Here is a 17,566-nt window from a genome sequence, read left to right as displayed (position 1 = left end):
AATCGTTCGCAAACACAGTGCTTTAATCTGCGCGAGGAAATGACTAAGTCCGGCCCCATCACCGGCCGCGATTCCATATGCGGCGCAGAGCGGACACAGACGCTGAACTACGAACACATCTTCGACCAGGCGATCGACCGGCTCCACGCCGAAGGCCGCTACCGCGTCTTCATCGATATCCTGCGCAACAAGGGCGCCTATCCCAACGCGCGCTGCTTTGCCGGGCACAACGGGCCCAAGCCGATCACCGTGTGGTGTTCCAACGATTATCTCGCCATGGGCCAGCACCCCAAGGTGGTGGAAGCGATGGAGCAGGCGCTGCACGACGTGGGCGCAGGATCAGGCGGCACCCGTAACATCGGCGGCAACACGCATTACCACATCCAGCTTGAGGAAGAGCTGGCGGACCTCCACGGCAAGGAAGCCGCGCTGCTGTTCACCAGCGGATACGTGTCGAACGACGCGACGCTGTCCACCCTCGCCAAGCTGCTGCCCGGCTGCGTGATCTTCTCGGACGAGCTGAACCACGCGAGCATGATCGCCGGCATCCGCAATTCGGGCTGCGAAAAGCGCATCTTCCGCCACAACGATGTGGAGCACCTGGAAGAACTGCTCGCCGCCGAAGATCCCGATTGCCCCAAGCTGATCGCTTTCGAGAGCGTCTATTCGATGGACGGCGATGTCGCCCCGATCCACGCCCTGTGCGACCTGGCCGACAAGTACAACGCGCTGACCTATATCGACGAGGTCCACGCGGTCGGCATGTACGGCGCGCGTGGCGGCGGCATTTCGGAGCGGGACGAAGCGGCCCACCGGATCGACCTGATCGAAGGCACGCTGGGCAAGGCGTTCGGCGTGATGGGCGGCTATGTCGCGGCCAGCCGCAAGATCGTGGACTGCATCCGCTCCTATGCCCCCGGCTTCATCTTCACGACCTCGCTCAGCCCCGTGCTGGTGGCAGGTGTGCTGGCATCGGTGCGCCACCTCAAGGGATCGAGCGTAGAGCGCGAGGGCCAGCAGGCCGCCGCCGCCGCGCTGAAAGCCAAGTTCCGCAACGCCGGCCTGCCGGTGATGGACAGCACCACCCACATCGTCCCCCTGATGGTGGGAGACCCGGTGCGCGCCAAGAAGATCAGCGATATCCTGCTGGCCGAATACGGCGTCTATGTGCAGCCGATCAACTTCCCCACCGTGCCGCGCGGGACAGAACGCCTGCGCTTCACCCCCGGCCCCGCCCACACCGAAGCGATGATGGACGAACTGGCCGAAGCCCTGGTGGAGATCTGGGACCGGCTGGAGCTGGAGCTGGCGAAGGCGGCTTGATATGTTAGCCCAGCTAACGAGCTAGGATAATCCGCAACGATTGTATTTTGGCTCTCACTGCATGGAATTGTAGTAGTAAATCTGACAAATCTATAAGCTTGCCTGCCCACACAGAAGTGACGAGGCAAGAATGTCGGTCAACCACAATCCTGAAAATCAAGCAGACCGAAGACCCGCGCGCATCGTCCATCTTCTCGGGGGTGTGCGGGCTATCGATATTCAGGCTGAAGTTGTCCGCCTTCAGATCGGCCCAAAGATGCAATCATTGCGCTTTCGGACCCCAAAGTACGAGCACCTCTACCAGACTCTCACGGCATTTGGGTTGACCCCTATTGGCGTTGAATTTCCGCGTTCGTTTCCCGACCGCGATGATCTGGCGTCAGATTGGGACTGCTTTTTCCCGACTTTGGGTTTCAGAGTTATGGACGAACGCCAAGAGTGGTCGAACATTCGCCACACAGCAGGACGTTCAGGAGATCATTCAGCTTATGACATCGCCTCCCGCTGCGTGACCTATCTTGACCTACTGAACTTTCGGTTGATGCAGCTTAGTGCTTCCTACAACAGGATGTTGAGATCTTCGATTGCAGGAAACGCTTCTCCCGGCCAGCTGACGAGCAATGCTTACATGCGCGAAATCGACGCAGCAGTTCACGCCTTCGTGGCAGATGCTGGTTCGTTCCGAGATTTGATCGCAGAAATCGTTTGGAGGATCATCATTAAGGGTGACGGAAAAGTTACCCGCTTTAGTTCTTTCTTAAAGAGAGCCGAGGGAGCTTCCTCAGCAAGCGCCAAGGAACTGATTGAGGCGGGAGGGTCCGGCGGTTGGATACACAACCTTTCCAATCTTAGAAATGACATAGTTCACGTCGCACCAGTTGGACGAGCGGCGAGTTTCCACTATTGTCAGGTGCGGGAGGTTAGATTTGCCGGCAATTTCCGTATTTCGATTTTACATTACCCACTTCTTGCGGCCAATGAGACAGTGTGGGAAAATTCCACGCATGATTTGCTTTTTACGCAGGAGAATGAAGCAGCGATCAAGGTCGCACTGGCGGAGTACCAAGCGTATGTCGATAGTAGCATCGACGGACTGCAATACGCATGGCAAACAATTCAGCGACTAGCCGAACTCTTGACACGGGTCAGGATTGAAACTGGATTGCGTGGCGAAATGGCGACGATCACTGACAAAGACCTTGTCGGAGAGATAACGATCCACCGATCCGGTGGGCCTTGAACTCTGTGCGGCGAAAAGGGAGCCAATAGATCGCCGACACCCCCAACCTTCCCTCCCCCCACCCCGCGCGCTACACCTCCCCCCAAACCATAGGGAGAGCGCATCATGAAAGTAGCAGTCCTCGGCGCAAGCGGCCGGGCCGGGTCGGAAATCGTCAAGGAGCTGTCGGCTCGCGGGCATGAGGTTGTGGCCGTGGCGCGGCATCCGGAGAAGATTGCGGCCCTCCCCGGCGTTACCACCCACCAGAGCGATGCGCAGGACCCTGCCGAGGTCGCGCCGCTGGTGGCCGGGTGCGATGCGGTGGTCTCTGCCCTCACCTTCGATGTTAAGGCGGACAAGGTCCTCGCCATCATGCACCAGTCGGGCGTCAACCGCCTGCTCGTCACCGGCGGGGCGGCGAGCCTGAAGGACGAGAACGACCAGCGCCTGATCGACGGGCCGGACTTTCCGCCGATCTGGCGCAACGGCGCGCAGATGGGGATCGATTTCTTCTATGCGCTGAAGGAGGACAAGGACGTGGACTGGGTGTTCTTCAGCCCCGCCTTCAACATCTTCGAAGGCCCGCGCTTGGGCACGTTCCGGCTGGGCAAGGAACACCTGATCAAGGATGCGGCGGGTGAGAGCAAGATCAGCTTTGCCGACTATGCCATCGCCATGGTGGACGAGGTGGAAGGTCACGCCCACAGCCGCGAGCGGTTCACTATCGGCTATTAGCGGCGGGTACGGCGCAGACCGGGCGCAGATCATGCCCGGCCCAATTATGTCCCAGATCAAAGCCAGCCTCGCCGGACAGGCCCAGAAGTGATGGGTGGCCACAGTGCCATGCCGGCATCGCGGCCCATTTCTGGGAGAATGCTATGCACAAGTATATGACCATCATCGCCATACCGTTGGCGACCCTGGCCCTTGCCGGTTGCCAACAGGAAGCACCGGCTCCCGCCGCCGAGCAGGCAAGCCGGAACACACTCAGCCAGTTACCCGTCAGCACGAACGCCGCGATGGTCGGCCTGATTGACCAATCGGCAGATTATATCTGGGCCATGGGCAATGGTGATTTGCCGAAGGACGATCATGACTGGCATCTGGTGCGCGGCGCCTTTTACGACATGATCCTGGGCGGCGCAGTGATGAAGGTGCCCGGTACGGGTGAATTTGATGCGCAGTGGACGGCCGAAGACAACTGGCAGCAGTGGTCGGATGAACTGACCCAGATCGGCCAGGACGCCTTGCCGCTGGCCGAATCCAGGTCCACCGACATCGCAGCGTGGCGCGCCATTGGCGACCGTCTGGTCGACAACTGCCTGCAATGCCACGAAGCCTTCAAGCCCGAAGTGCCGAGCCAGGGCGTGCTGCACGAATCCACCGAACGCGAATCGCGCGGGATCAGCATTTTCGATTAAGGCTGGCTATTGCTGGCCTTAGCTGGCGGCGTGGCTGCGGGCCGGCGTTTAGTGCGCCGGTCCGCAGCCCTCGCATTTAGCGCAGGCTCACCACATTGTCGCTGACCGGCCGCACGCGGTCGCCGCGATAGAGGCTGGCCATCGGCTCGTCCTCCACCACAAAGGCGCGGGTGGCGCCAAAGCCGTTGAACCGCGTCTGCATGGCCGCGCCGTATGCCCCCAGCATCCCGACTTCGATGTAATCGTTCGCCTGGATGTCGGCCGGCAGGAGGAACGGGCCCTTCATATAGTCGGCATCGTCGCAGGTGGGGCCATAGAAGGCGAATTCGGCCTCGGGCTGGGTCAGGTCATCCTCCAGCGCGCGCACCGGGAAGCGCCATTCCACGTGCGCCGCATCGAACAGCGCGCCATAGGCGCCGTCGTTGATGTACAGCTCGTCATCGCGGCGCTTTTCCACCTTCACCACGATGGAGGAATATTCGGCGCTGAGCGCGCGGCCGGGTTCGGCCCACAGTTCGGCCGAATAGGAGATCGGCAGCATCTCGAAATAGCGGTGGATCTGGGCGAAATAGTCCTCCAGCGGCGGAGGCTCCATGCCGGGGTAGGACGAGGGGAACCCGCCGCCCACATCGATGATGTCCACCGTCACCGCCGCCTCGGCAATGGCCGCGCGCACGCGCTCAAGCGCCTGGACATAGGCAAAGGGCGTCATCGCCTGGCTGCCAACGTGGAAGCAGATGCCCAGCGCATCGCAATGCTGGCGGGTGGCCTGCAGCAGCGGGGCGGCATCGGCCAGGTCCACGCCGAACTTGGCGGCGAGCGACAGCTCCGAATGTTCGGACGATACGCGCAGGCGCACCAGCAGTTGCAGGTCTTCCGCCGCAACGCCCTCAGGGGTGGTGGTGGCCGCCACGATCTTGGCCAGCTCTTCCAGCGTATCGAGGCTGAAGGTCTTCACGCCGTGCTGGAAATAGGCCTCGCGGATGGCGCCGGCGGTCTTCACCGGGTGCATGAAGCACAGCTTCGCCGTGGGCAGGGTCTCGCGCACCATGCGTACTTCGCCGATCGAGGCGACGTCATAGTGGTTGATGCCGTTGTCCCACAGGATGCGAATCAGTTCGGGCGAGGGATTCGCCTTCACCGCATACATCGCGGTGCCGGGGAACTTCTCGGCAAAGAAACGCGCTGCCCGGGCCGCGGCGTGCGGGCGGTTCAAAATTACGGCATCGTCCGGCGAAAGAGCGCGAACTACAGCCTGTGCATCTGGAAAATTGACCAACTCAAGGGACCCCCAATAGGCCTTTCGGCCATTACAACAACAAAGCTGCCTTGCGGTTTGGAAGTCCCCATGGGGCAGCAGGAGCAGCGCATATAAAGCCGCCGCTCACTGATGCAAGGGACAAGTGCGCCGATTGTTCCGGTTTTGCGCTGACGCGATTGGCGCGAGGGGTCAGAACTTCACGTCGGGCACGGCATCGACCACGCCGCGTTCGCTGTCATCCAGCTTGTTAAAATCCGCTTCGCGGAAGCCGAGCATCCCGGCGAACAGGATAGCGGGAAAGCTTTCGATTCCCGTATTATACCGCGAAACGGCGGCATTGAGCGCGCGGCGGGCGGCGGCCAGCTTGTCTTCCACGTCGCCCAGCTCGCGCTGAAGTTCCTGGAAGTTGGCGCTGGCCTTGAGGTCGGGATAGGCCTCGCCCAGGGCCAGAAGCTTGTCGAGCGCTACACGCAGTTGCGCCTCATTGGCCGAATCGGGCGAGCCGCTGGCCGCCGCATTGCGCGCAGCAATGACCGATTCCAGCGTGCCTGCCTCGTGCGCGGCATAGCCTTTCACCGTGTTGACGAGGTTGGGGATGAGGTCATGCCGCTGGCGCAGTTGCGCATCGATGTCGGCCACGCCCTGGTTGACGTTCTGCCTCAGGGCCACCAGCCGGTTGTAGATCCCTACAACCACCAGCGCGAGCACCAACAGCACTGCGCCGACTACGATAATTTCCATCTGATCCCCCTGAAGCTATCCCTGTCGCCCCGCTTTTGTGCCATCAATGGGGGCATACGGGAAGGGGAACCTATCGCATGATCGAACGGCCCGATATCGATGCGCTGATGGCGGGCGAGCTTGGAGTTTGGCTGCAAGGCCAGGCGGCGGTGCGCGAGGAGGCGAAGGATAAGAGCAACGGGCGGCTGGTCAAATCTGCCTTCGTGGTGCTGCCCGCCTCGGCCCTGCTGCTGTTCGGTTTCGACCTGGGGGGTTTCACCGCCTGGCTGATCGGCGCCATGGGGATCGCCGGGGGCGTGTGGATCTATGCCCCGCGCGCCAAGGCGATCCGCCAGACCAAGGAAGGGATCAACTCCGCCCTCGCCCGCGCGCTGGGGCTGGAATACACGCACGATCTCGAGCCCGGCGCGGGCTTCCAGCGAGCCACAACGTTCAAAATGGTCCCCCACTTCCACCGTTCAAGTTTCGAGGACCTGTGGAGCGGAGACCTTGGCGGGCGGGCCTTCACCCTGCACGAGGCTGACCTCAAGCAGAAGCGCCAGAGCGGCAAGAACACCCATTACGTCACCGTGTTCCGCGGCCCGGTGATGACCATCGCCTGCGACCGCAGGTTCCACGGCACCACGCTGGTGGAACGGGCAAACAAGCACAAGAAATTCGGGTTCTTCGGTGAGAAGGACAGCCTTGCCATCGCTGGCCTCGATCTGGCGAAAGTGGACATGGTCCATCCCGGCTTCGAGGACGAGTTCACCATCTATTCGACCGACCAGGTAGAGGCGCGATACCTTGTCCATCCGACCTATGTCGAACGGCTGATCGCGCTGGAACGGGCTTTTTCCGGCAAGAAGATCCGCACCCTGTTCCATGATCGCGAAGTGACCGTGCTGCTGGAAACCAGCAACATGTTCGAAAGCGGATCGCTCGATGCGCGGCGCGACCGCGAGATGGTGGAGACATGCGTCGCCCAGTTCATGTCGATGGCAGACTTGGCCGCCACGCTGAACGACACCCCGAGCTGAGCAAAGGAAAACGGCGGGACAGGCCATCGCCCATCCCGCCGCCATTCCCGCAGTTACTTCAGTGCGACAGATCAGCCGCCCATGCCGGTATCGTCAACCGCCTTGCTGACCAGCACGTTGACCGACACGCGGCGGTTCTGCGCCCGGCCCTGCGGCGTATGGTTGTCGGCCAGCGGATCGGCTTCGGCCATGCCGGTGGGTGTCAGCATGCGCCACGGTGCCCAGCCGCACTGCTGCTGCAGGTGGTTGACCACCCGGCCCGCTCGCCGCTCGCTCAGGGTCTGGTTGAACTCCTGGTCGCCCACGTTGTCGGTATAGCCAACCACCAGCAGCAGGGCATTGTCCATCTGCTCGGCCTGGGCCGCCGCTTCGCACAGCTCGCGCTGGGCCGCGGCGGAAAGCTGCCACTTGCCGGTGTCGAAATAAGCGTTGGTCGTACCCTTGATGTTGTACTGGTCGATATTGGCAACGCGGCCGCGCAGAGCTTCGGTGGCGGCGGCATTTTCCGCGATCGCCGTCTCGTTTTCGCCAAAGCGCTGGTTGGTGGCGCGCTGGATCATCGAAGCGGTCTCAAGGTCGGAATTGCGCAGGCGCACGCGGCTGGCGATCAGGCCGCCGCCATATTCGACCGTCTGCACCGTTACCGGAAGGCCGTTGAGCAGCGCATCCGAGGCGAGCTGGTCACGGCTGAGGCCGAGGAAACCACCCCGCCCGCGGATTTCGGTCGCATCGCTCAGATAGGTCAGCGTGTTGCCGCCATCGGCGCTGGTCACTTCCATCTCGTTGCCGCGACGGGCCGAAATGAAGCCTTCGATCTCGGGACCGGCAGGCAGACCCGCCAGGTCGGCGGGAACCTGGCCCTGCACGGTGATCACGCTTTCGCTGTCGGCATAGCGCGCGTCTGCAAAGGCCTGCTGGGCAGATGCCGGCATGGCCAGCATGGCAATGGCCGCAAGCGTGACCGAGCCGGTGAAAATCCTGGTGGAATTGTTTCGCATTCGTGTTTCTCCTTCAACCCGTGACAGCGCAGCGTGAACCGCAGGGCTGCCTGAGCGACGTGCAAGCGCCCCTTGAACACCTCGGGACCCTGACTGCTCGGGCCAACCTTGGGTGAAGATGAACGTTCCGGCTGGAGGACTGCGGATGCGGGCATTGGAGCATTTGCTGCGACGAACCGTTACAAATGCGGCGCCGGGGTGGCCCCATTATGGTCGCAATGTGCCGGGCGGCAGGCACGGATCGGACATTCAAATGGCCCGGTCGAATTGATGGCACGGTGCACGGGATAATCTGCTATGGTCGCAGCGCGCCACCCCTACGCCTGCCGCAGCAATGACTCGCAGGACCGCGTTTGCTCCCCCGCATGAGCTTTGACGCTTAGGCAGCCAGAAAGGCCGCAATCAATGACTTCCTACACCCCCGCGACCGCAGTCGATGACAGCCTGCTGCTTGCGGTCATTCACAGCTCCAACGCTCCGCTCCTCCTGCTCGACGACACCCTGACCATCCTGGCCGCGAGCCAGTCCTTCAGCCGGGTATTCGATCTCGATGCAGCGGAACTGGCGGGGCACAAGGTCGGCTCCATCGGCGCGGGCGAGTGGAATGTCCCGCAGCTGGAATCGCTGCTCAACGCCACCGCGCGCAGCAATGCGGCAATCGATACCTACGAGATGGACCTGAAGCGAAACAAGGTTCCCGTCCGGCGGCTCGTCGTCACTGCCCGCAAGCTGGCCTATGCCAGCGGGGCCGAAACGCGCCTGCTCGTCACCGTGATGGACGTGACCGATGCGCGCCTGGCCGACAAGCTCAAGGACGACCTGGTGCGCGAAAAGGCGATCCTGCTGCAGGAATTGCAGCACCGGGTGGCCAACAGCCTCCAGATCATCGCCAGCGTCCTGATGCAGAGCGCGCGGCGCACCCAGTCGGAAGAAACGCGCGCCAACCTGCACGATGCGCACCAGCGGATCATGTCGGTCGCAACCCTGCAGCAGAAGCTGGCCGTATCGCAGCTGGGCGATGTCGAACTGCGTTCCTATTTCACCGACCTGTGCCGCAGCATCGGCGCCTCGATGATCCGCGATCACGAGCAAATCTCGCTCGACGTGACAGCGGATGACAGCACGACCAGCGCCGACGTATCGATCAGCCTTGGACTGATCGTGACCGAACTGGTCATCAACGCTCTCAAGCATGCCTTCCCAGGCGGGCGGATCGGGCAGATCGATGTCGGCTACCGTGCCGACGGGTCAGACTGGACCATGTCGGTCACCGATAACGGCGTGGGCCTGCCGACCGGCGACTATACGGCTGAGGCCGGACTGGGCACCAATATCGTGGCCGCACTGGCTTCCAGCCTTGGGGCGGTGGTCGAGACGACCGATGCAAAGCCGGGCGTGCGGGTATCCATCGTCCATCACGAAAGCTGATCGGCCATCGGCGGCGCTGGGCGAGCGCGACGCCTTGATGGCGGTCTCGCCGTTCTGAACTATTCGGGCACGAAAGCCCCGCACTGGCGTTAACCAGTCAGGATATTCCCCCGCAGCAACCACAGGACGCCACATGAATCCCGATTCCGCGGCGCCAACCCTGCTCTACGCCGAAGACGAAATCCTGATCCAGGAAATGCTTCTGGGAGAGCTGGAAGAGGCCGGTTTCAACGTCATCGTGGCCAATTCAGGGCCCGATGCCCTGGCCGTGCTGAACGAGCAGTCCGACCAGCTCCACGGCGTCATCACCGACGTCAACCTGGGCGACGGGCCGGATGGATGGGACGTGGCGCGCACCGCCCGCGAACTGGTTGCCGGACTCCCGGTCGTTTACGTAAGCGCCGCCAGCGAACACGAATGGACTTCGAAAGGCGTTCCCTCCAGCATCATGATCGCCAAGCCTTTCGTGCCGGCACAGGTCGTTGTTGCGATTTCATCGCTGTTGGCAGTTTCGGACTAGGCCATTGCGGCGCTGCGGTGGCTCACTGTCGTCGCATTTTTCAAAGCTCTGGACCCGATCGTTGCCGAGCGAACCTGCAACCAAGGCACCCTTGGTCGAAGCGCAACCCAATCTGGCATTGCCTTCACGCGAGGAGGGTTCGACCGATGGGGTACCAGCCAGGCGGGGTTGGTAACGGCTCTCAAGGTGCTACGATGGCCGACATGAGGGTGGAAGAGATCGATGATAGCACTCAGGCAGCCATCCTGCGTCTGACCGAAGCTGAACGGGAATGCCTCAAGCGCTGCCTGCTGCACCAGACGGCCAAGCAAATGGCGCTTGATCTGGCTATATCTCCTCACGCTGTCGAGAAGCGGTTGAAGATGGCTCGCGCCAAGCTCGGCCTCTCCTCATCGCTTGAAGCTGCGAAACTTGTGGAACTGTCGGATCGGTACGGTCGGCTGGGACCCAACTCATCGGCCCTACCCTCAGGCAATGCCAAGTCCGATGAACAGGGCTCAGTGGCCGCCCCACGAAGCGAGACCGCGTGGACCACGCGCCACCGAGCTTATCTGGTCTCGGGAGCAATACTCATGAGCGCTTTTGCAGCATTCGCCCTGATAATCGGGCTTCAGTCATCCGGTGCCATTGAGGGGCCGACAAACCCGCCGACTGCGGTCGGGAAAGAACAAACCGCCGCACCTGCTTCCGAGCCCAATCCCGGCACCGAGGCCGCCGTGCGAAGCCTTGTCGCCGGACTGGCGAGTGGCGCGCCCGAATACGAAACGCTTTCTCCGCAGTTCGCCGAAGTCGTGCGCCGGGATCTGGCCATGACACATCCGCTGTTCAGGGGAATGGGCGAATTGCAGTCAGTGATTTTCCGTGGGCGCGGCCCGAGAGACGACGACACCTACAACCTGTCCTTTGCTAATGGTGAAGTGATCATGTCAGTCGCACTTGACGCCGAGGGCAGGATGGCGGGCGGCATGCTCCAACCTGTGGGACCCTCCGTGGCTCCAGCCGCACCAGGCACCGAGGCTGCCTTGCGGATCCTTGTCGCCGGGCTGGCGAGTGGCTCGCCCGAATACGACAAGCTCTCTCCGCAGTTTGCCGAAATCGTCCGCCGCGATTTGCCCATGACCCATTCCATGTTCAGAGGGTTAGGCGAACTGAAGTCGGTGACTTTCCGCGAACGCGGCCCGAGGGGCGACGATGCCTACAACCTCGAGTTTGCGAACGGCGCGGTGATAATGTCGGCCACACTCGACGCCGAGGGCAGGATGGCAGGCGGCTTGCTCCAGCCGGTGGGCCCCGCTGGACGCTGACTGCGAAGGGGCGGCTGCCAGCTTAAAGCAAGGTCGGCCGCTCTCCACCCGACCTGTGCCGGGGTCCGACTTTTCGCCACTTGGCGACAAGCTGGACCCCGGCACAAGGCCGGGGTGACTAATCCCGGTTAGGTTAGCGAAGCAGCCTTATTCGAACAGCTTGGCCCAGCGGCGCTTGTCGCGGGTCTTCCAGTGTTCGCGGTGGTAGGCATCCGATGCCAGCAGCGGCATGACCGAGCCTGCTTCGGCGAAGACCATCTGTTCGATGCCGGTGTTGACCTTGCCCCAGCTCGCCGCTTCCTGCAGCGTGGAGGATGAGCAGGCGCCGTCGCGCACGTCGGCCACGGTGATCTGTACGGCATACTTGTGCACCGCCACGTCCTCATGACCCAGGATTTCGGCACAGACGACCGTGTCCTGGATGAAGTTCTTCGGCACGCCGCCGCCCACCATCAGCAGGCCACTCTCGCCCGCCTGGATCTTGATGTCGGTCAGTTCGCGAAAATCGGCGATGGCATCGAGCATCATGTAGGGCTTGCCCTCCTTCATGCGGTCCACCTGGTGCTTGACGAGGCCGAACCCGGCGCTGCTGTCCACGAAAGCGGGGCAGAAGATCGGCACGTCATGCTCGTAGGCCAGCTTGACGAGGCTGTTTTCCTTTTTGCCATGTTCGCACAGGTACTTGCCCATCTCGCGGATGAATGCGCGGCTGGAATAGGCCTTCGGCTCCAGCTCGTTGGCGATCTTGTTGATCGTGAAGTCGCAGTCCTGAAGCTGTTCTTCATCGATATAGGTATCGTAGATGCGGTCGATGTAGAGCGAGCGCAGCGTGTCGTCGTCGGGGATTTCCAGCGCCTGGTAATGCTTGTGGCCAAGGCCTTCGAAGAAATCCATGTCCACGATGGTGGCGCCGGTGGCGACCACGCAATCGACCATGTTCGAACGGATCAGTTCGGCATAGAGGTCCATGCAGCCGCCCGCGCTGGTGGAACCGGCGATGACGAGGAAGATGGTGCAGTCCTTGTCTTCCAGCATCTGGTTGTAGATGCGGGTGGCTCGGGCCAGATCACGGCTGGTGAAGCTCATCTTGCCCATCTGGTCGATGATCGGCCGGGCATCGAAACTGGTGATGTCGATGTGCTCGACAGTGGTGGACAGCAGCTCTGCCTTGCGGGTGTCGTTGATCTTCTGTTCGGTCATCACGGTCTCCAGCTTCCTTAACGGGCAATCGCCCCTGGATGCAGGGGTTCCCGATGCGAAGGGCGCGCCCGATAGTGGGTGGCGGCCCTGAGGTAAACATGTAATTCGATAACCCTTATGACGGATCGCATGACAAGTCGAAGTCCTGATCGCACAGGCGTGCTGCGCGCGGCGGAAAAAGTGGCGCAAATCCTGGCCCCCACCCCGCTTTTGCCGGTGGAGCATGACGGGCGAATGTTCTGGCTCAAGGCCGAATGTTTGCAGCCGGTCGGCGCATTCAAGATCAGGGGCGCGTGGCACCGGCTGACCGACCTTTCCGACGATGAGCGTGCGCGCGGCGTGGTGGCGGTATCAAGCGGCAACCATGCGCAGGGCGTGGCCTGGGCGGCGCGCAAGCTGGGCATGGCGGCCACCATCGTGATGCCGCGCGATGCCCCGCCGATCAAGTTGGAGCGGACCCGCGAACTGGGGGCCGAGGTCGTGCTGTACGACCGCATGACCGAGGACCGCGAGGCGATTGGGCGGGCTTTGTCGGCAGAGCGCGGCGCGGCCTATGTCCATGCCTTTGCCGATCCATGGGTGATCGAAGGCCAGGGCAGCGCGGGGATCGAGGCGGCGGCGCAACTGGGGCGCGAACCTGCGCGGATCGTGGCCTGCTGCGGCGGAGGCGGGCTGACAGCGGGCCTGGCGCTCGCCTGTCCGGGGGCCGAGGTCGTGCCGGTTGAACCGGCCGGATGGGATGACGTGGCGCGCTCGCTCGCCAGCGGATCGATCCAGACCGTCGGGGCCAATCCACCGCCGACGGCCTGTGATGCCTTGCAGACCTTCGCCACCTCGCCGCTCAACTTCGCCGTGTTGCAGGCGCGGTGTGCCTTCGGCCTGTCTGTGACCGAGGAAGAGGTGTGCACGGCGCAGCGCTATGCCTTCTCGCGATTGCGGCTGGTGCTGGAACCCGGCGGCGCGGTGGCGCTGGCGGCGGTGTTGGCGGGCAAGGTGGCGGTGGATGAGGGCACGGTGGTGATTGCCAGCGGCGGCAATGTCGATCCGCTCGCCTTTGCGCGGGTGATCCGACCGTAAATTGGGTTTCAATTGACAATCTAGTTCCTGCCGCCCAGCCTCCCTGTCCTTGGAGAGAGGGAGGATCGCCCATGTATTCGTCAATGCTCGCACCCGCAGCCGTGCTCGTCACCTGGTCGCTCGTGATACTCGTGTGGATGGCGGCCACCCGCCTGCCCGCCCTGGCCAAGCTGAAGATGCCTCCCGAAAAATCGCGCGGCGGCAGGGGTGCTGACCTTGACGGTGTCCTGCCCGCCGAAATCCAGTGGAAGGCGCATAATTACAATCACTTGATGGAACAACCTACCATCTTTTATGCGCTGGTGGTGATCCTTGCCCTCGCCGGCTACGCGCAGGTCGATGTGTGGTTAGCCTGGGCCTATGTCGCCCTGCGGATTGTCCACTCGCTGTGGCAGGCCGTGGTCAACACCCTCCCTGTCAGGATCACCCTGTTCACCCTGTCCAGCCTCGTCCTGATGGCCATGGCGGTGCGGGCGCTGATGGTCACACTTGTCTAGGGACTAATCCCGAGGGGCCGGTTGAGACCCTGTCGCTGCCTCCTGGTCTATGCCCGCCACCTGATTGGAAAGGTGAGCCGTGGCCCATATCCTTGTCGTGGATGACGATGACATCGTTGCCGAACTGGCGAGCGAGATCCTGCTCGGCGCCGGTCATGCCTGCGGCTGGGTCTCGACCGCGGCGGAAGCGATGAAGCTGCTGCAATGGCGGCGGCCCGACCTGTTGTTGCTCGACGAGCTCTTGCCCGGCGAACGCGGCTCGGGCTTCCTGCGGCGGCTGCGCAATTCGCCCAGGTTCTACGACCTGCCGGTGATCATGTTCACCTCAATCGACGGTCTGCAGGACGAGCGCCACGCCTTCTATAACGGCGCGCAGGACTATATCCGCAAGCCGGTCGATCCCAAGGCGCTGGTCTGGCGGGTCAACAAGCTCCTCGAAGCCCGCTCCAGCCGTCCACAGCACCGCAAGCTGGAGGAATGGGCGGAGTTCCAGTTGCGCAACAACAAGGACGATGGACCGCGCCAGGTGTTCCTCTGATCCTTTGATTTGGCGCAAGGACTCTAGTCCGGACTGACGGCATCAGACCACCATCAACAGGTGGAGTTCGACCGATGACCTCGCTTTCCCGGCAAACTGCCGAAGGCAAACGCGCCATTCCCGGCACCCTGGTGTTCGATGGTGATGCAGCCCAGCACGGCTATGCCATCAACGCCATGTGCTATTCGTTCAACAGCGCCGAAAACCGCGAGGCCTTCGAGGCTGACGAGGAGGCCTATATGGACCGCTTCGCCCTCACCCCGGCACAACGCCAGTCTGTCCGGGACCGTGATGTGCTCGGCATGCTGGCGGCAGGCGGCAACGTCTATTACCTCGCCAAGCTGGCCGGCATCTTCGGCCTCAACGTGCAGGACCTCGGCGCGCTGCAGACCGGCGTTTCGATCGACGAGTTCAAGGCCAACCTCCTCAGCCACGCGGTCACCGAAACCCGCGTCGCCAGCAACGGAAGGATGGCGGCATGAGCCAGGTTTGCGGCGGCATTTTCACCAGTCACGTTCCCGGCATCGGCAAGGCCATTGCCCAGAATCTCCAGCAGGATCCCTACTGGAAGCCGTTCTTCGACGGGTTCGATCCGATCCACGAGTGGCTGGCAGTCGAGCAACCCGATGTGGCGGTGGTGTTCTACAACGACCACGGTCTCAACTTCTTCCTCGACAAGATGCCCACCTTCGCCATCGGCGCGGCACCGCAGTACCGGCACGAGGACGAAGGATGGGGCATTGCATTCGACCGCCCCTATGAAGGGCACCCGGACCTGTCGTGGCACATCATCGAGCAGGTCGTGGCGAGCGAGTTCGACCCCGTAACCTGCCAGTCGATGGCGGTGGATCACGCCGTCGCCGTGCCGTTCGAACTGTGCTGGCCGGGCACCAATGCCTTCCCCACCAGGTTGATCCCCATCGCCATAAACACCGTGCAGCATCCCCTCCCCAGCCCCAAGCGCTGCCATGACCTGGGCAAGGCCGTAGGACGCGCAATCGAAAGCTGGGCCGGCGACGAAAAGGTCGTAATTTTCGGCACCGGCGGCCTGTCGCACCAGCTGGAAGGCGAGCGCGCTGGCCATATCAATGTCGATTACGACAAGTTCTGCCTGCGCAACCTGGCGCACGATCCCGAAGCCCTGTTGCAGCACGACACGCTCGACATCGTCGAACTGGCCGGTAGCCAGGGCGTGGAAATCCTCAACTGGATTGCCGCCCGCGGTGCCCTGCGTGGCTCGGTGCGGGAGTTGGCGAGCAATTACCACGTGCCCATCTCGAATACCGCGGCAGCCACCGTTCTGCTGCAGAACAGCGAGAAGGTGCCCGCCTGAAACAGCCCGTAAGGGTTCGCGTCAAGGGCCGGGGAGGAAGCAATTCCTGCCCGGCCTTTTTCGTTGTTGACCGGCATCAAAGCACAACGCCCCCGGCACTCTATCCTAACGAGCGTTACGAAGAATCGGGAGGAGAGGTGACATGGTCCATTTTCCGCAGGAAGGGCTCTACCAGGACGTGCTGCGACTGGTCCGGATGGAAGGCGACATCGCCGATATCGAAATCGACGGCGAGATTCCGGCCGAAATGGACGGCGCGTTCTACCGCGTGCACCCCGACCCACAGTTCGCTCCGCGCAAGCCCGGCGACCAGTTTTTCAACGGCGATGGCATGGTCACCATGTTCCGCTTCAAGGACGGCCGTGTGTCGATGAAGCAGCGCTATGCCAAGACCGACAAGTGGAAGCTGGAGAACGAAGCGGGTCGCGCCCTGTTCGGTTCCTATCGCAATCCGCGCACAGACGATCCTTCCGTCATCGGCCAGCATCGCGGCACGGCCAATACCAATGTCCTGGTGTTCGGCGATGACCTCATTGCCATGAAGGAAGACAGCCCCTGCCTGACCATGGACAAGCTGACGCTGGAGACAGATGGCTATACCGACTGGAGCGGCCAGCTGACCCTGCGCACATTCGGTGCTCACCCCAAGATCGACCCGGAAACGGGCAATCTGTGCAACATCAGCTATGCCGCCGATGGCGACCTTTCCCGGGATGCGACCTATTTCGAGATCACGCCCGACGGCGAGGTGGTGCGGTTCGTCCGTTTCGAGGTGCCCTACTACACCATGCTGCACGACTTCGGCATTGCCGGGGACTACATCGTCATCCCCGTCTCGCCCTACAGTTCGGACCCCACGGTGCTCGAACAGGACCGGCCGCATTTCTACTACGACCGCAGCCTGTCGGCCTGGATGGGCGTGATGCGGCGCGATGGCGATGGCAGCGACATGCGCTGGTTCGAACAGCGCGAGGCCTTGTGTTCATGCCACGTGATGAATGCATACCAGGAAGGCACCAAGGTCCACCTCGACACCCCGATGTCCAAGATCGGCAGCCTGCCCTTCTTCCCTGACAAGGACGGCGCACCGTTCGATCCCGAGCTGGCGATGACCGAACTGGCACGCTTTACCGTGGATGTCACATCGAACGAGGACAAGGTCGAAAGCGTGACCCCTCTGGGCAAGGCACCGGGCGAATTCCCCCGCATCGATGACCGGATGGCCGGCAAGCCCTACCGCCACGGGTGGATGATCACCTATGACCTTGCCAAACCCTATAACGGCCCCCCTGGACCCTTTGCCGGCGTGATCAACACCCTGACCCATTTCGACGTGGTATCGGGCGAGGAGCAGAGCTGGTGGTGCGGACCCGACGGTTCGATCCAGGAGCCCTGCTTCATCCCGCGCTCAAAGGACGCGCCCGAGGGTGACGGCTGGCTGGTTGCCCTGGTGGACGACCATGTCCGCAACTATTCCGACCTGTGTATTTTCGACGCGCTCGATGTGGCCAACGGCCCGATCGCGCGCGCCAAACTCCCCATTCGTCTGCGCCAGGGGCTTCACGGCAACTGGGCCGCAGCGGATCTGCTGGAAGCCGCCTGACGGCGCTGTCCAGTTCCCATCCCAACCTTCAAAAGGGCGGCCCGCTTCGGCAGGCCGCCCATTTTTTACAGACAGGCACAGGCT

The 17,566-nt window shown here is 62.4% G+C and carries 18 protein-coding genes; 14 read left to right on the top strand and 4 right to left on the bottom strand.

What is annotated here, in order from left to right:
* Positions 1 to 102: 102 nt before the first annotated feature.
* The 4 genes from hemA (at position 103) to M3P36_RS09780 (ending at position 3,963) form a co-directional block, all read left to right on the top strand.
* Positions 103 to 1,323, top strand: coding sequence for a 5-aminolevulinate synthase (gene hemA / locus M3P36_RS09795; RefSeq protein WP_249703134.1), 1,221 nt, complete (start codon positions 103 to 105; stop codon positions 1,321 to 1,323).
* Positions 1,324 to 1,453: 130 nt separating this feature from the next.
* Positions 1,454 to 2,563, top strand: coding sequence for a hypothetical protein (locus M3P36_RS09790; RefSeq protein WP_249703066.1), 1,110 nt, complete (start codon positions 1,454 to 1,456; stop codon positions 2,561 to 2,563).
* A 105-nt stretch (positions 2,564 to 2,668) separates the two neighbouring features.
* Entirely contained in the window at positions 2,669 to 3,277 is a 609-nt protein-coding gene (locus M3P36_RS09785; protein ID WP_249703065.1) for an NAD(P)-dependent oxidoreductase, read from the top strand.
* A gap of 155 nt (positions 3,278 to 3,432) precedes the next feature.
* Positions 3,433 to 3,963 carry a hypothetical protein gene (locus tag M3P36_RS09780; protein WP_249703064.1) on the top strand — a complete coding sequence of 177 codons (531 nt, stop codon included), beginning with the start codon at positions 3,433 to 3,435 and terminating at the stop codon, positions 3,961 to 3,963.
* Between the two features lie 76 nt (positions 3,964 to 4,039).
* Here M3P36_RS09780 and M3P36_RS09775 read toward each other — a convergent pair whose 3' ends face one another.
* Positions 4,040 to 5,242: a type III PLP-dependent enzyme gene (locus tag M3P36_RS09775; RefSeq protein WP_249703063.1), complete on the bottom strand. Its 1,203-nt coding sequence runs from the start codon at positions 5,240 to 5,242 to the stop codon at positions 4,040 to 4,042.
* A 171-nt stretch (positions 5,243 to 5,413) separates the two neighbouring features.
* Positions 5,414 to 5,965 (bottom strand): LemA family protein, encoded by a 552-nt coding sequence (locus M3P36_RS09770; RefSeq protein ID WP_249703062.1) that lies wholly within the window; start codon positions 5,963 to 5,965, stop codon positions 5,414 to 5,416.
* Between the two features lie 77 nt (positions 5,966 to 6,042).
* Here M3P36_RS09770 and M3P36_RS09765 point away from each other — a divergent pair, with 77 nt between their 5' ends.
* Entirely contained in the window at positions 6,043 to 6,984 is a 942-nt protein-coding gene (locus M3P36_RS09765; protein WP_249703061.1) for a DUF3137 domain-containing protein, read from the top strand.
* A gap of 71 nt (positions 6,985 to 7,055) precedes the next feature.
* Here the strand turns inward: M3P36_RS09765 and M3P36_RS09760 are convergent, their stop codons facing one another.
* Positions 7,056 to 7,982, bottom strand: a complete 927-nt coding sequence (locus M3P36_RS09760; protein ID WP_249703060.1) for an OmpA family protein — start codon at positions 7,980 to 7,982, stop codon at positions 7,056 to 7,058.
* 405 nt (positions 7,983 to 8,387) lie between these two features.
* Between M3P36_RS09760 and M3P36_RS09755 the strand changes: the two genes are divergently transcribed.
* The 3 genes from M3P36_RS09755 (at position 8,388) to M3P36_RS09745 (ending at position 11,234) form a co-directional block, all read left to right on the top strand.
* Entirely contained in the window at positions 8,388 to 9,410 is a 1,023-nt protein-coding gene (locus M3P36_RS09755; RefSeq protein ID WP_249703059.1) for a sensor histidine kinase, read from the top strand.
* A 133-nt stretch (positions 9,411 to 9,543) separates the two neighbouring features.
* Complete coding sequence (locus M3P36_RS09750) at positions 9,544 to 9,930, top strand: response regulator (protein ID WP_249703058.1); 387 nt, start codon at positions 9,544 to 9,546, stop codon at positions 9,928 to 9,930.
* Positions 9,931 to 10,124: 194 nt separating this feature from the next.
* Complete coding sequence (locus M3P36_RS09745) at positions 10,125 to 11,234, top strand: helix-turn-helix transcriptional regulator (protein ID WP_249703057.1); 1,110 nt, start codon at positions 10,125 to 10,127, stop codon at positions 11,232 to 11,234.
* Between the two features lie 147 nt (positions 11,235 to 11,381).
* Here M3P36_RS09745 and M3P36_RS09740 read toward each other — a convergent pair whose 3' ends face one another.
* On the bottom strand, positions 11,382 to 12,434 hold the full coding sequence (locus M3P36_RS09740) for a 1,9-bis(guanidino)-5-aza-nonane synthase (RefSeq protein ID WP_249703056.1): 1,053 nt from the start codon (positions 12,432 to 12,434) through the stop codon (positions 11,382 to 11,384).
* A 129-nt stretch (positions 12,435 to 12,563) separates the two neighbouring features.
* On the opposite strand from M3P36_RS09740, the gene M3P36_RS09735 reads away from it, so the two are divergent.
* The 6 genes from M3P36_RS09735 to M3P36_RS09710 all read left to right on the top strand — a co-directional run bounded on the left by M3P36_RS09735 (position 12,564) and on the right by M3P36_RS09710 (position 17,482).
* Complete coding sequence (locus tag M3P36_RS09735; protein ID WP_249703055.1) at positions 12,564 to 13,511, top strand: threonine ammonia-lyase; 948 nt, start codon at positions 12,564 to 12,566, stop codon at positions 13,509 to 13,511.
* Between the two features lie 71 nt (positions 13,512 to 13,582).
* On the top strand, positions 13,583 to 14,008 hold the full coding sequence (locus M3P36_RS09730; RefSeq protein ID WP_249703054.1) for an MAPEG family protein: 426 nt from the start codon (positions 13,583 to 13,585) through the stop codon (positions 14,006 to 14,008).
* A gap of 79 nt (positions 14,009 to 14,087) precedes the next feature.
* A complete protein-coding gene (locus M3P36_RS09725) occupies positions 14,088 to 14,546 on the top strand; it encodes a response regulator (protein ID WP_249703053.1) in 459 nt (152 codons plus the stop codon).
* A gap of 74 nt (positions 14,547 to 14,620) precedes the next feature.
* Positions 14,621 to 15,028 carry a protocatechuate 4,5-dioxygenase subunit alpha gene (locus M3P36_RS09720; RefSeq protein WP_249703052.1) on the top strand — a complete coding sequence of 136 codons (408 nt, stop codon included), beginning with the start codon at positions 14,621 to 14,623 and terminating at the stop codon, positions 15,026 to 15,028.
* Positions 15,025 to 15,879, top strand: a complete 855-nt coding sequence (locus M3P36_RS09715) for a class III extradiol dioxygenase family protein (protein WP_249703051.1) — start codon at positions 15,025 to 15,027, stop codon at positions 15,877 to 15,879. Before M3P36_RS09720 ends, M3P36_RS09715 begins: the two co-directional genes overlap by 4 nt.
* A 142-nt stretch (positions 15,880 to 16,021) precedes the next feature.
* A complete protein-coding gene (locus M3P36_RS09710) occupies positions 16,022 to 17,482 on the top strand; it encodes a lignostilbene-alpha,beta-dioxygenase (RefSeq protein WP_249703050.1) in 1,461 nt (486 codons plus the stop codon).
* Positions 17,483 to 17,566: the final 84 nt, after the last annotated feature.

The organism is Altererythrobacter sp. KTW20L, assembly GCF_023501975.1.
Lineage (GTDB): Bacteria > Pseudomonadota > Alphaproteobacteria > Sphingomonadales > Sphingomonadaceae > Alteraurantiacibacter.
The sequence above is the reverse complement of the archived record's forward strand: the minus strand, read 5'-3'. Positions and strand labels throughout refer to the sequence as shown.